This window comes from Mucilaginibacter auburnensis, from assembly GCF_002797815.1.
GTDB classification, from domain to species: domain Bacteria; phylum Bacteroidota; class Bacteroidia; order Sphingobacteriales; family Sphingobacteriaceae; genus Mucilaginibacter; species Mucilaginibacter auburnensis.
In genome coordinates this window covers 377212-392451 of sequence record NZ_PGFJ01000002.1, presented here as the reverse complement: position 1 = coordinate 392451, position 15240 = coordinate 377212, and the positions used below count along the sequence as shown (strand labels likewise).

Here is a 15240-nt window from a genome sequence, read left to right as displayed (position 1 = left end):
CCGCTAATGGTTTTATTAAAGCATGGTGATATTCAAACTAACTCATCAAACTTCCCTGAAAAGAAACCTTGATCTTCGACTGGAAGTTAGAGATGATCTTAAAGATCTCTTTCAGCGTAACCTGTTCCAATTTTGAAAGCTTGGCAATGTCAATGTAATTATCCGGCGAGGTATGGTCCTGCATAATTTGCTCTGTTTGCTTCTTTAAACGCAGGTTCATCAGGAAATAATAAGATTGGCTGAGCTCATGATACTCGCTCTCCGAAAATATGCCTTTAGCTTTTAAAGCTTTCATACGCTCGCCGGTGTTCACTTCAAAAATGCGGTTTTTAAGGGCGTAAACACGTACCAGGTCAACAATCGGACTCATGGCCCGCTTAATATCAAACACCTCGCGGCTATCTTTTTTGAACGTGCGGATGTTGTTGAAGAAGGTCAGGGGCGGCTCATACTGGAGTGCATTTTGTGCCATGTAGAAAAAGAGCTTATTTAATGGCTGCTGCAATTTTTCGTCTAAAAAAGCATGCAGTTCATCCATTATGGTATTGTCGCCATAAATAGTGCGGCAATCAAAAAAGGTAGAGAAGTTAATTACCGTTTCGGGAATAGACTCATCCATCCAGTAGGTGTAATTGCGTTTCCAGTGGGAGAGGGAGTGCGTCCATTTAGGGTTTTGCGCCATAAAGTCGCCGGTACAGTATACAAAACCTATATTGTTCAGATCAGCCGAAACGCGTGTTGCCATATCCAGGAAATAAGCACGCACTTCTTCGCGGTGCTCGTTAGCTTTATCCTCGTAAATAATAGCGTTATCCTGGTCGGTTTTAAAGGTTTGCTCTTTACGGCCCTCGCTGCCCAACACCATGTAAACAAACTTAGCAGGCGGCTCGCCAACCTGGGCTATCACATTTTCAATCACCTTTTGAGCGATAGTGTCGGCAACGGTAGTAATGATCTGGTTCACTATCTCTGCATTAACGCCTCTGCCCAACAACTGTGTAACAAACTGAGGAACATCCTGCCATTTACGCTTCAACTCATCCGTTGAGTTAGCCAGCTTTACCGATTGTATAAATACCAGCGGCGATTGCGATTGCTCGCTCAGCAGTTTATTACGGCTGATGAAACCTGCATATGTGCCGTCTTTCTCAATGAGTATATAGCGCGTTTTGGTTTGAAACATCATCAGCAAGGCCTCATACACAAAAGCATCGGCATTGATGCTGACGATAGGAGTGGCCATCACCGTTTCCACAGTATCAGCAGCGTTATGCTGTTGGGCTATCACCTTATCGCGTAAAGTAATATCGGTTACGTAACCAATTATTTTTTCCGCATTGTTGGTGATGAACAAGCAACTGGTTTTATTAGCAGCCATTGATTGAGCCACTTTAAAAATGGGCGTATCCTGAGGACAAGATACTACGGCCCTGAACTCCACACTATCAATGCGGCGCGAGTACAATTGCTCAGACGCGATATAGCTTTCAGTGAAAGATACAGGCTGCTTAAAGAAATGAACAAACTCCTCGTTCTGCATGCGTTTGCCAAACTCGTTGGTAAAGTGCATAAAAAACTCCTCGTAAGCCTTGCATAGCACCCTGAAATCTTTACGATGCAGGAAATACACCAATGTGCCTTTTTTGGCAACAACGGTACGTAATGACCTGCGCCTGTTCAACAACACTGATACGCCGCCGTAGCAAAAGCCAACAGGATGCCTTTCTATCACGCGCTTGTTGCCTGTGCTATCATAAAAGAAAGATTCATATTCGCCGTCAACAATAATGTCAACGCCTTTCATCATCGTTACATCCTGCTGATAGATGGTGGTGTCTTTTTTATAATAGACCTCTTTTAATTGTTCAGCAACGCCCTCGAGCACATCATGCGGAAGGGTATTAAAAGGAACAACTGTTTTCAAAAATTCAAGCCGTTTATTCATAAGTTACAGATGGCTATTATTAATAACAACATTATAACAAGGGCGGGCACCACACAACCTTTTGGTTTTTTGGATGGCTCGCGCTGTGAATCAAAATCTTTATTTTGTTGAAGCAGTTCTGCTTCTGATATTTCTCCTCTGTCGCGTAGCTCGAAAAAACTTTCGGCTGTCGCTTTCGCGTCGTTAAAAGCATCGTGCTGATGTTCCAGATCAGCATTAAAGAGCATGTAATACAGGTCGCCTAAACGTAGCTGCCGGGTTGCCGGGCTGCGCAATAATTGCGTAGTAGCAACCATGGTGCAAAAAACAGGTAGCTTACGTAATGGATTGTATACGTTTGTGCGATAAAATGCTGCACTTAAAAGGTAATAATCCAACTGCAAAAAATGGCCAATTATGGTTGGCTCAAACTCTACCAGGTCATTAGCCAATAGTTCCATTACCTTAGCCGGTTCTTCACCGTTTTTAGCAAGGAAATCAAGCGTCAGCCCGTGTGTTTCAATGGCTGATGGTGTAATGGTAATGCCATCGGTATAAAGATAATGGTTGTGTTCCTTTACCAAATTGCGTGCATCATCATAGATCAGCCAAGCTATTTGCACAATATGCGGCCAGTTATTATCAGCACTAAACGGCAGGCCCCAATCATTTGGTAGCCCCGATGCTTCGGTATCAATAAATAGGGTGTATTTGCTCAAGTGTTATTAAATTGGTTATTGTGCAACGGCTATAAATATAAACAGAAATTGATGGATTGAAACACAAAACCCGGCGCAGGTGTAATGCGCCGGGTTTAAAAAATATACAGTATCGGCTATTTTGACGGGGTATTGATCACGCGCTCTGTTTTGGTAAAGTCTGTATAAGCGTATTTACCCAATATGGTGCGTTGCAGGGTTAACTTGTAGCTACCCCATGGTGTTTTAACACTACTTTGAATATTCTCAACTTTAGCTTTCTGCGGAGTAGAAGCAGGAGCTTTTTCGTTCAATAATTCATAAATAACCCGGCCATCCATTACTTCCGGTGCCTGTAAACCAGCCAAGTGTAAAACGGTAGGAGTGATATCAACGTTAGCAGTTGGAAGGTCGCCTTCAAAAGATTTTTTGAAACTCGGACCTGATGCTATTAAAGCGATATGTACTTCATACGGACTAAAACCGCCGTGACCCGCAACGCCGCCCGAAAAGCCTGTGCCTTCGTAACCAAACTGGTTTTTGCGGTTATCCCAGTTTTCATCTACCAATATATCGGCAGCCCTGGTAGGATGGTTCCAGTGGATGGCTTCAAACGAAATTGTGCCATCAACCCAACCTTTCATATCACCCGGTTTTGCCCCTTTGGTAAATATGGCGCCAATAAATTCCGGCTGCTGTAAAGTTGCAACAATTTTTTTGATCACATCAGGGTTGTGGTCTTTTACATAGATAGCACCTTCGGCAACCACCACATCCTGAGATGTTTTATCTTTTTTTAAGCCTTTCTCAATAAGGTAATTGGCTATACTCGTTTTACCAACATGGGTAACAAAGCCGTGGTCGGTTGATATAATTACGTTATAAACCTCATCCAGCTTTTGGCTTTTCAAATAATTGATAATTCTCCCGAATTGCTCATCAACTGTTTTTATTGATGCCATGGCAGTAACAGTGCCAATACCATCAGAGTGAGCGGTGCCATCCGGGTCTGAGAACCAGATGGCGCTTACAGCCGGACCGTCAGGTGATAGTCCTAATTTTATCAGGGCATCGGTAACCCAAACATGTTTAGCAGGCGATTTATCGTTTTTAGGGAAAGGGCCTACGGCACTAAATACTGTTTCTTTGTACGACTCAGGCAATATCATACTTGAATTAACAATGGCGCCACCACTAACTGTATGGTTTTGAAGAAGTGCCTGTCCGGTTGATCCGGAGCTGAATACCATCATTTTTTTACCGGCATTTTGTAATACCTCGCCCAAAGAAATGGTAGTTAGTAAATGTCCGTTAGTTGCGCTGTCGATGCGTTTCAAGTCATATGCTTCGCCTGTGTTCAAACCTTTTGTTTTATCAACTTCAGGGAAGTAAACAGTGTTACCTAATATGCCTGTTTTAGCAGGGTAAGAGCCAGTTGAGTAGGCTGATGAGTTAACGCGGGTCACCGTTGGGAAAACACTGTGATGCTGCTTGCCAAACGCGCCTGCCTTTTTAAATGCGTACAAGTTAGGCATAGCCTCGGGCGTTATGTAATCCGGACGAAGGCCGTCAAAAAAAACTATTAAAGTTTTGAGTTCTTTTTTTTGCTGCTGAGCCTGAGCAGATGCGCCGGTTGCAAGTATTACAAGCGCCAATGCTATATTTTTAACGTTTTTCATATATTATTTATCTATCGGTTTTTAAAATTTACTTATCCCACCAAACTTTCACATTGCTGTTATCGCCACCCATAGCAGTAACTGCCGCCTTCAGGTTAACCGGATTTAACGATTGCAGGTAAGTTGGGTAAGGTATACGGTTGGGGAACTGGTTTTCAGTAGGAATGCCAGTGCCGCGGGGGAGAACAGGGTAGCCAGTGCGTCTTTTTTCTAACCAGGCCTGGTAGTCAACAAAAAAGTAAGCGTAGTATTTTTGTGTGATGATCTTTTCTAATTGTGCAGCCATGCTTGGGTCTTCATCAAAGTTTACGCCCGCCTGTTGTAAATATCCCGTAGGGACAGTAACGCCCCACTGTGCCATAGCTGCGGTAATACCTGCCTCATAGTGCGCTTTGGCGGTTTTGCCTGTATTAAATCCTTTAAGTGCAAGCTCGGCTTTAATAAATTCCTCTTCAGCATAGGTTAGCATAACACCTGTAATTGAAGAGGTTTTAAGAGCGTCAACATAGCTGGAATTTTTACCTACTACATACTCAACCGTAGTAGGGTAGCCACTGTCAATACCCTGATAAACGCCCGAGACCGGAATGGCCCAAACAGCACGACGAGGATCGTTCCAGTTGTTGAGGTTGCCCAAAAAGAATTTAGTAAAGTAAGTACCGTCGCGCCAATCTAACTGACGTGCGGTGTAGTAAGGATTAAAGTAGGGGTAAACATTGGGAAACTTATAAATGCCTTCTTCTGCATTTGATGAGAACACAGGATACTTAGCCGGGTCGGCCAGTATGGCGCTGATCTGCGCAGCAGTATTCATCTCGGCAGCTCGCTTTTCTAAACGAAGCAAAAGGCGTAGCTTTAAAGTGTTGCCGAATTTTTTCCAACGCTGTATACCTACATTTTTACCGCTGGTAAGGGCGTTTGACGGATAAACGTTGTCGCCACCATATGTGAGCACTTTGTTGTCATCAAACAGGTTATTAGCCTCATCCAGGTCTTTCAGTATCTGGGTGTAAATGTCTTTTTGCGAATCGAATTTGGGCTGCACATTTCCACCAGCCGCATTCATAGCTTCGCTGTAAGGTACGTCGCCATATACGTCGGTTAGGATAGAATAAGCCCAGCATTTGTAGATCAAGCCAATAGCTTTGTAGTTGTTTTCTTTTAACCTTTCAGCGCTGCTAATTACTACGTTAACGTCGGCCAGTAAAGTATAAAAGCTGTTCCATACACCGGTGCCTGGGTTAATAACATACCTGTGCACGCCGTTGCTTGTGCTGCTGCGTGGCGCGTCAACCTGCATCAGTTCGTGGGTAAAGCCACGTGCCGCGCTTATGCTGCTGCTTACCATTCGGTACTGCATCTGCCCTAATACAACTCCAGGATTTACCGATGTTGGCCGGTTAGGGTCAGTGTTTATTTTTTCGAAATCTTTCGTACACGATGATGTTATAGCTATTAACATCACCAGTAATATATATGCCTTTTTCATGAATCGTTTCTGTTATAATTTTAAAGTGAGGTTAAGGCCCATGGTACGCGCCGATGGGAACTGCATCAGCTCAACACCCGGCGTAAGGGTACCGCTGTTAAGGTTACCACCTTCAGGGTCAAAGCCCGGGAACTTGGTGATATTGAACAGGTCGCGACCATATACAGCCATGGAGATGGATTTGAAACCTGATTTACCTAACCAACGTGCAGGCAGGTTAAACTCTACACGTGCCTCGCGCAGCTTAAGGTATGTGGCATCAAAAATATTGGTTTCGGCGTTGCTGATCTGGTAGTAGTTATCATAGTAAGATGCAGCGCTTACGTTAACAGTATTAGGGCGGTACACGCCATCAGAACCCAATACAACACCATCGCCAACTATGCCGCCGTCACGACCAGGCAAGGTAACTTTGGTTTTACCCAATGTATTATACTTGTGGTTGCTTTGCGAAAACATACTGCCACCGCGCTGATAATCTAAAAGGAAGCTGATCCTAACTTTACGTATAGTGAACTCGTTCAGTAATCCGGCTTTCCAGTCTGGGAACGCATTACCCCACACTTTGGCAACCGGGTCAAGTTGAGCAGGTAAGCCTGTTGAACCGTATACTATTTTGCCATCAGGAGAACGTTGGAAACCGCGGCCATACATATCGCCCATACGACCGCCAACACGGGCCTCAATGGTTACGTTGCCGTCATGGCTGTAAATTACCTGACTGGTTAATCCATCAGCCAATTCGCGCACATAGCTGCGATTACGGCTAAAGTTCAGGGTGGTGTTCCAGCTGAAGTTTGGTGTGCTAACCGGAGTGCCGCGTAACACTACCTCAACACCATTGCTCTCTATTAAACCTGCGTTAACCAATGCGCTGGCATAACCTGACGTAGGGTCAAGCGGGATGGCCAAGATCTGGTTGCGGCTGTTGTTGCGGTAAACGGCAATATCCGTTGATAACCTGTTGCCGAAGAAGCGCATATCTAAACCAGCTTCATAGCTCGAGGTGATCTCGGGTTTCAGGTTAGGATTAAATAAGGTGGGTGAGTTGGTAAATGTATTACTGTATATCTTGTCATAATACTTAGTAGTTTGATAGGGGCGGGTGTCATTACCAACCTGCGCGTATGACAACCTCAACTTAGCAAAAGATATCTGCTTAGGCAGCGTGAACATATCGCCTAAAGAAAAGCTGGTACTTACAGATGGGTAAAAGAAGGAGTTGCGCCCATAAGGTAAGGTGCTGCTCCAGTCGTTACGGCCGGTAATGTCAAGGAAGATGGCGTTGTTGTATGACCACTGGGTAGCGGCGTAAATGCTGTTAATTGCCTTTTCAGAACGCTGCGGATCGGCTACCGCCGGATCCAGACTGTTTGACAACTGGTAAACACCAGGCTGAGCCAGTTGGTCGGCGTAGATACCGGCAAAGTTATAGGTCTGCTTCATGGCATTGGCACCTGCGTTGAATGAGAAATCTATCTTCTCAGTTACTTTATCCTTGTAGGTTAAAAGCACATCGGTATTTGATTCAAAGTTGAATACGTTTTGCTCGCGGTACATGCCCTTAGGGTACTTTGTAATGCTGTAAGGGCGCTGCTGAGAGCGGAACTCATTTGACATATCCAAACTGGTGCGGAACATTACGTTCAGCTTATCATTGAACTCGTAGGTTGCTGAAGCAGTACCGATGAAGCCATTTTTATTCATCTTGTTCAAATCTTCGTACAAGTCTATGTATGGGTTATCCGGACCAGGGTTGAACGGATTTTTCTGCTGAACGCCTTCCAGTCCGGGTTGCCAGTACGGTTTGAACCAGTTGTGGTCAATGTTAGGCGCGGTACCAATAGCCAGAAAGTACATCAGCGTTTGGTTGTTGTAACCGGCTGCGGGCAGGTTATCGCTTTGTTTGTTGGTATAGGTAGCCTTTCCGTTAACTTTTAATTTAGTACTAACCCGCTGGTTAACCGACAACGCCACCGAGCTACGCTGGTAACCGGTATTTGGCACAATCCATTTATTGTCAAGGTGTGACACCGATAGTCTGGCAGAACTCTTGTCATCACCACCCTCAATAGACAGGTTGTTGGTGATGGTAGAGCCGGTTTGGAAAAAGCCCTTTATATAATCGGGGTAAGCTTTCCATGGGGTGCGGGTAGCGGCAATGTTATTGGGCGTGTTCGGATCGTACTGAAAATACTGCTGACCGTTGAACTTTGGTCCCCATGCACGGCCTGCGGCCGCGCCTGTACTGGTGTTAATACCATCTGCGCTATCGCCGTAGGAATAGTAGGCCTGGGTGCGGCCCTCGCCATACTCATATTGATAGTCGGGCCAGCGGTTTACCTGGTCAATGCTCATGTTGAGGTTATAGGTGATACCTATACCTCCGTCTTTACGTGCACCGCTTTTTGTAGTGATGATCAACGCGCCACCAGCGGCACGGCTACCGTAAAGGGCCGTTGCGCCCGGACCTTTCAATACGGTAATGCTGGCAATGTCATCGGGGTTAATGTCTGATACGTCAGAACCAAAGTCAACCGGACTATCAGTTGCCAAATGCGCTTTGTAGCCGGTACCGGTAATTTTACTGCTAACGGGCACACCGTCAATCACTATCAGTGCCTGGTTGTTATCCAGGTTGAGCGAGTTTTCGCCACGAAGGGTGATGCGTGATGAACCCATCGGACCCGAGCCCGTTCCCTGGATGTTTAAACCTGCTACCTTGCCGGATAGCGAGTTTACCCAGTTGTTGGTTTTGGCATCCTCAACAGCGTTTGATTTGATGGTTTGTGCCGCGTAGCCCAGTGATTTTTCCTCGCGTTTGATACCGAGCGCAGTAACTACCACTTCGCTAAGCGATTGGTTGTCTTCGGTAAGCTGCAAGTCAATCTCTTTTTGGCCGTTAAAGGCGATCTCGCGGGTTTGGAAACCGATAGAGTTGAACAATAACACATCGTTTTTTGTAAGCTGGCGTGGGGCGTTAAATGTGTAATTGCCGCTTACGTTGGTAGATGTAGCCGCAGTTGTACCCTTCAGGGTAACGGTAACACCCGGGAGCGCTTGTCCCTTGGTGTCGGTAACCCGCCCGGTAATGCGGGTTGCCTGTGAAAAGGCGCTCAGGCAACAAAGCAGGAGCACCGGGAGCAGCATGAACTGCCTCAGAAAAGTAAAGTTGGTCATAGGGGATAGCCTTTTAATAATTTTAATGGCGCAAAATTATCGGGCGGGTGTAAAGGCTATTTTATGGCTGTTTTTGCAAATAATTAACTTAAGCTACACTTTATTGCAGATTGATAATATGCTGATTAAAATTTAATAACCGCAATTTTCAGGTGCGGTTATTATTAATTAATAGGAAAATTTAAGCGATTGCTGTTACACGAAAATAGATGTAATGGCTGTAACGCATGTAACAGGTTTAGGTGTTAATGTGTTGGTTTTAAGTAGATTAAAAATCAATTGTAACGGCATGTAACAACTTTCACGTCAGGAAGCTTATGTTAGATATATTGTTAATATGCTGTATATCAATGTGTTTAGAAATGTTAAATTTCTGTTAGTGTGATGTAACAAATAATAGTGAAAGCTTCTACGCCCACTATCCACCATTCACTACTGCCTATTCACTACTGACACACTTGTGTCACCACTTTGCTTGAAACTTATCCCGAACTTTGTAATAAACCTTAAACGTCATGAACCACACCAACACTGCGCTCTACTCATCGCGCCCGGCCGAAATTGAACTGATCCGCGACATGGCCCGCAGAGCCTTAACACCTAAACAAAAAAAACAATTGCAAAAACAAATTACAGAACCCGCGCCCGAAAGCAGGGATGCCTTTATTTTGAAACGGGCTGCCGACTGGCTTCAAAATAACACTGACGACGCGCAGCCCGACAAGCTTTTTGGCGACTTTTGGTATCGCGGCGAACTCTGCATTTTATTTGCCGATACCAACGTGGGCAAATCCATCCTGGCGGTGCAAATTGGCAATGCCCTCAGCAGTGGTGAGCCCATCCCCGTATTAGGCAGCCCGCTACCTGCCGAACCGGTGCTATATTTTGATTTTGAACTGAGCGCGGCACAGTTTGAGAGCCGGTACAGCAGCTACAAAAGCCGCTATACCTTTAATCCTAACTTTTACCGCGTGGTGCTTAACCCCAACGCGCAGGGCCAGCACCGCTTTAAAAACTATGCCGACTACATGAATAACGCGCTCGAGAACATCATTATTACCAGCGGGGCCCGCACCGTTATACTGGATAACATAACCTGCCTGCGCACCGGTATGCACGCCGCCGAGAGCGCCATCAGTTTAATGCGTAACCTGCAGGCCATTAAAAACAAATACAACCTGTCTGTACTGGTGCTGGCACATACGCCTAAGCGCAACCCGGCCAAACCCATTACGCGTAACGATCTGCAAGGCAGTAAAATGCTCATCAACTTTGCCGACAGCGCATTTGCCATTGGCGAAAGCAAAACCAACACCGGCCTGCGCTACCTTAAACAGGTAAAGCAACGCAGCGGCAAAGAGTATTACGGCGCGGCCAATGTATGCCTGTGCCGCATTGATAAAAACGGTAATTTTTTGCAGTTTGAAGTAGAAGGCTTTGACCACGAAACCGCCCACCTGCAACATTATACCGAAGACCAGCGCCTGTTTACCGAACGCCGCATAATGCAGCTGCATAATCAAGGTATAAGCATGCGGGCTATTGGCGAGCAGATTGGCGTATCGGTAGCAACGGTGTGCAGGTTGGTGAAGCGATTGGAAAGGGAGGCGAAAGCGCGGTAATGGCATAAGCATCCACAATGTCATGGTGAGCTTGTCGAACCATGATAATGACCGCGATGCAGGTATTTAGCATAAACCCCTTGATAGGCGTTCCGTACTGTTGTCTGCTTCGACAGGCTCAGCATGACAACGACAAACTCAGCATCCCCGCTGTCCAAACGTCTCTGACTTCGGACGGTTATGTTGTTTCTGCGACTAAATTAGTACAGGTTACGGTAGTCAGAGACTACGGGCATAGTGGCACTTCGATAAGTTAAGTGTGACAATAAAAACACGATGTCATGGTGAGCCCTGATATCCCGCTGTCCGAATGTCTCCGACTTCGGATGAATATGTTTGTAGTCTGCGACTACATGAGTACAGGTTACGGTAGTCAGAGACTATTGGCATAGTGGTCCGTAGTTTGGGCACCACTGACAGCTGAAGAATATCGAAGTTTTATGTTGATAACTAAGGTTGTTGTTAAAAACTTCGAAACGCAATTTATTGATAACCAAAGTACATTTGTTCAGTAAAGGGAGGTTAACAAAACGGTAAACTAAAGATTTGCCCGTCTGAAGATAAGTTGATCTAAAGTTTATTTGTACTACAAAGCAAATATAAACTGTAACAATCGTAACCTAGCTTTCGATCAAATATATGACATTTATAAAAATAACCTTATCAACTAAATTATGGAGAAACAAAAAATGACATGGAGCAATTGCTTTTCAGCGAGGCGATATGGCATGGATGATAACGAAAAAGGAACGAGAACTGAATATGAAAGGGATTGGGATAGAATAATCTTTTCGAGCCCATTTAGACGGTTACAAAATAAAACGCAAGTGTTTCCTTTGCCGGAAGAAGTATTTGTTCATAATAGGCTAACACATTCTTTAGAAGTTGCTAGTGTAGGTCGATCTTTAGGGAAAATTGTCGGTAAACACCTTTCCGAGCTTCCTGACATCGAAGCTTTAACGGAACCTCGAAATTTTTACAGAAACCACCTAAAAAATGTTATTGCAGCGGCATGCTTAGCTCATGATCTTGGCAACCCTGCTTTTGGCCATTCTGGTGAAGAGGCGATCTCAAAATACTTTAGAAAAAGAGATACTGAGCGTGTTGAGGACAAAGAGTTCAAAGATAAATTTGACCCTTGTGAATGGAATGATCTAGTAAATTTTGAGGGAAACGCTAATGCAATTAGAATACTCACGCAACAGCAAAATGGAAGAGTTAAGGGCGGTTTTAGATTAACATATAGTACTTTGGGAGCCATAATCAAGTACCCATGTGAATCATTAGCATCAGAAGGCAGCAAGGGGGCGAAACATCGGAAAAAATACGGTTACTTTAAATGCGATGAAAGTGTATTTATGGATATCGCCAATGAATTGAATATGCACCCCGACGATTTCACAGATCAGGTGGTTTTTAAACGACATCCTTTTGTGTATTTAGTTGAAGCCGCAGATGATATATGCTATAATATAATAGATTTAGAAGACTCCCATAGATTAGGGATACTGAACTATGATGACGTTAAATCTCATCTATTAGCTATTGTAGCAAAAAGTCCCAATGACGAGATTGAATTTGTTGTTAAACAGGTAGACGAATTGGAATCAGATAAAAATGAAGCCATAGCATACTTGCGAGCAAAGTCAATTAATACTTTGACTTTGAAATGTGCAGATGTTTTTATCAAAAATGAAGAACAAATTTTAGCTGGACAATATCACAATACACTTATAGAGGATATTCCAGAGCTTGCGTCTGAGTTAAAAGCCATAGTCAGTCTTTCATATAAAAAAATATACAATTACAAGGAGGTTGTCAAACTCGAGTTAGCAGGTTTTAGAATAATGTCGGGTCTAGTTGAAGATTTTGTAACCGCTGCTTTAATACCGAAAGAACAAAGGCAAAAGGAACACAACAAGGTGTTGGAGTTACTTCCGAGCCAATTTAAGTTTGACGAGAGCGATAGCGACTACCTTAAAGTCATAAAAATGATAGATTTTATCTCGGGTATGACTGACTTATTTGCTCTAAAATTATACAGGACTTTAAGAGGTATTGAAATTTAAGGGAAATGCTTTAAATCTGATGGAACAAGGAGATTACTGGTTTTTACACATCGCTGTGTTATGCTTGCAATTATTGATTGGTTTAGGTCAAGCTTATTTGATAAGATATTGGCATAAAGAAGATATTTCTAGTGTGACAAAACTTGTAGAATCTGTAAAACTCGAATTTAGTAAAGAACTGGCTCAAGCTAATTCAGACCTAGACATATTAAAAGACAGAAAAGGTAAATCTTACAGTCAAGCGCAGCAGGCTCTTATCGATTTTTACTACAACTACAACACATGGTTACAGCACCTTCTAGGCACAATTCCAGAATACTTTACGATAAAAAATTATACTGAAATTGAAAAATACATAGTCGAAAACGGTGCTAAATTTAAAGAAGCACATGTTAGTTTTTCAACGGTCTCGTTACTGGTTACTGACGACGAAACTGTGAAATCAGCCAACGAATGCCTGCTTAAGGCAATGGAGTTTGACGGCATGGTGATTAACACCCTTGGTCCGCTCGAAATGAACTTGCAAGAAAGAGATAAACTGAATAAACAAATTCCGAATACAAAGGAAGATTTAAATAATATTGATTCATATCTCAAGGAAGGAGATAATGAAAGACGGATTTTGATGAACGATTTTCATAGGAAAAAAAGAGCTTGTTATCTGGAAGCACACAACGCTGCACAAATATTTGAAAATCGCGCAAGGTTTTTTTTGAATAAATAAATCTGTTCAAGCTGCGCGAGAATACAGCGTTGGCAAGCGGGCTGAGTTCTTGGGCCAATTCTTATATTAAGTAAACCTACCAATAGCAAAGGTAAGCTGTTCAATATGTCACAAGAACTCAGCGCTCCGGCCTACGCAACATTATTGCGACAGCATTTGCAAGCCACCAGATTTTATTATTAAATCTCAACATTAAAATTAAATTTGCCAGCTATAAGCCATCCGGCCTTTAATTTAAACCTTACACAACAATGAGAAGAATTTTAGCATTGGCATTTATTGCAACAAGCCTTTTATCATGCAAAAAGGGCGACAATACCCAACCATCATCAAAAGCGCTGAATGTATATACCGTTGATAACGAAAATGATAAGGTAAGCATAATTCGTCAAAATTTAGATGGAACGGCTCCAAAAACCTTGGTTACCCACCAGCAGGATGAGGGCAAAAACGTTTTTATTGCTGATGTGTCGGCCAATACGCCCGTTACCAAAATAGCTTACTTTATGCGTAAAGGCGAACCTGGTGTTTATTCAACAGAGTTACACCTTATGGCAGCCGATGGAAGTAATCACCGTGTTATAAAAAGCTATAAAGACAACGACATCTATCCGCTTATGGTGAAAATAGGTAACAATGGCATTATTTACTATGCTTATAGGAACTTTGGTGATGGTAGTTACCAACTTTACTCCATTAATGAAAACGGAACGGGAGAAACTAAAATTAGCGGTTTGTTTAGGGCAATAACTGATATTACCGCCGATGGGAAGTATGTTGTTGCGCTTTCTGATTTCACAGGTTATACACGCCTTAATTATTTTGACGCAACAAGCAATGGTGACTTTAGAAACGCAATATATCACAACCAGGATATACCGTACCTGGAACAGGCACGCATATCTCCCGATGGAAAGAAATTGATAGTGCTTAGTCTTAATTACGGAATAAAGTGCCGCATTATTGATCTGGCTACAAAGAGATATACAGATGTGGCAATTACCACCGGGTGGGCGGAAATTTATAATTATAAAATGGCATTAGCTCCTGATAATGATAAGATAATTTTTGTAGCTACAGGGAAGTCTTCTTCAACAAGTTATATTTACAGCCAAAGCTCCGGGAAAGTAACGCAATTTAATTACGTTACAAGTAGAATATATCAGGGTTATATTTTTTAAGTAGTGTGAGGCCTGCTAAACCGCACATAATATACTTTAATAAGCTCACCGCTTTAACAAAAACATACCGTACCTTTGCAAAATTATTGAGCCGAGGCGCAATAATGCATTAATAAAAAGTATGAAAAAAATTATTGAGCACCGTAAGTTATTGGGTGTAACCGTTGCAGCCGACCTGCAGGAACTAAAAACATCTTACCGGTCGTTGATGAAAACGTGGCATCCGGATAAATTTCAGGAAAGTGCAGATGCCAAACTGGAGGCTGAAGAAAAAAGCAAACAGATTATTGAAGCCTACCACTTTTTGGTAAGCATTGCGCCCGAAACACGCGCCCAAACGCTTACCGAATATAATTTGACTACCACAACCTCTGCCATGGTTGATTTTTCGTACCGTTCGCAGGTGCTAAACGTATCGTTTTTTGATGGCAACGAGTACGAGTATTTTGATGTGCCTAAAGAAATTTATGTAAAGCTGATCAATTCTGATTCGCCGGGCAGGTTTGCGCGCAGGCACATTTTTAGCAACTACGTTTATCGCAGCGTTAGTAAAATAGTGGCATCTGCTTAAGCTATACCTTAGCGTAAATTTAAAATTGAACCCTCCGCTGTCCGAAGTCTCTGACTTCGGACTATAATGCTTGTAGTCTCCGACTACAGCATTATATCACCCT

Annotated in this window: 10 protein-coding genes; 5 read left to right on the top strand and 5 right to left on the bottom strand. The window is 43.3% G+C overall.

Going from position 1 to position 15240, the window contains the following annotated elements:
- Positions 1–37 precede the first annotated feature (37 nt).
- From CLV57_RS12345 to CLV57_RS12325, 5 genes are all read right to left on the bottom strand, one after another.
- On the bottom strand, positions 38–1945 hold the full coding sequence (locus tag CLV57_RS12345) for a DUF294 nucleotidyltransferase-like domain-containing protein (RefSeq protein ID WP_100341704.1): 1908 nt from the start codon (positions 1943–1945) through the stop codon (positions 38–40).
- Positions 1942–2643, bottom strand: a complete 702-nt coding sequence (locus tag CLV57_RS12340; RefSeq protein WP_100341703.1) for a 3'-5' exonuclease — start codon at positions 2641–2643, stop codon at positions 1942–1944. The genes CLV57_RS12345 and CLV57_RS12340 overlap by 4 nt, the downstream gene beginning before the upstream one ends.
- A gap of 116 nt (positions 2644–2759) precedes the next feature.
- The gene (locus CLV57_RS12335; protein WP_100341702.1) at positions 2760–4301 is read right to left on the bottom strand and encodes an alkaline phosphatase family protein; all 1542 of its coding nucleotides are present in this window, start codon (positions 4299–4301) and stop codon (positions 2760–2762) included.
- Between the two features lie 28 nt (positions 4302–4329).
- Positions 4330–5790 carry a SusD/RagB family nutrient-binding outer membrane lipoprotein gene (locus CLV57_RS12330; protein ID WP_100341701.1) on the bottom strand — a complete coding sequence of 487 codons (1461 nt, stop codon included), beginning with the start codon at positions 5788–5790 and terminating at the stop codon, positions 4330–4332.
- Positions 5791–5802: 12 nt separating this feature from the next.
- Positions 5803–8970 carry a SusC/RagA family TonB-linked outer membrane protein gene (locus CLV57_RS12325; protein WP_100341700.1) on the bottom strand — a complete coding sequence of 1056 codons (3168 nt, stop codon included), beginning with the start codon at positions 8968–8970 and terminating at the stop codon, positions 5803–5805.
- Positions 8971–9485: 515 nt separating this feature from the next.
- On the opposite strand from CLV57_RS12325, the gene CLV57_RS12320 reads away from it, so the two are divergent.
- From CLV57_RS12320 to CLV57_RS12300, 5 genes are all read left to right on the top strand, one after another.
- Positions 9486–10592, top strand: coding sequence for an AAA family ATPase (locus tag CLV57_RS12320; protein ID WP_100341699.1), 1107 nt, complete (start codon positions 9486–9488; stop codon positions 10590–10592).
- A gap of 728 nt (positions 10593–11320) precedes the next feature.
- Positions 11321–12661, top strand: a complete 1341-nt coding sequence (gene dgt, locus CLV57_RS12315; RefSeq protein WP_245857040.1) for a dGTP triphosphohydrolase — start codon at positions 11321–11323, stop codon at positions 12659–12661.
- Between the two features lie 19 nt (positions 12662–12680).
- Positions 12681–13385 carry a hypothetical protein gene (locus CLV57_RS12310; RefSeq protein WP_157799151.1) on the top strand — a complete coding sequence of 235 codons (705 nt, stop codon included), beginning with the start codon at positions 12681–12683 and terminating at the stop codon, positions 13383–13385.
- A 251-nt stretch (positions 13386–13636) separates the two neighbouring features.
- Positions 13637–14566, top strand: a complete 930-nt coding sequence (locus CLV57_RS12305; protein ID WP_100341697.1) for a TolB-like translocation protein — start codon at positions 13637–13639, stop codon at positions 14564–14566.
- Between the two features lie 121 nt (positions 14567–14687).
- Complete coding sequence (locus tag CLV57_RS12300) at positions 14688–15137, top strand: KTSC domain-containing protein (RefSeq protein ID WP_100341696.1); 450 nt, start codon at positions 14688–14690, stop codon at positions 15135–15137.
- Positions 15138–15240 lie beyond the last annotated feature (103 nt).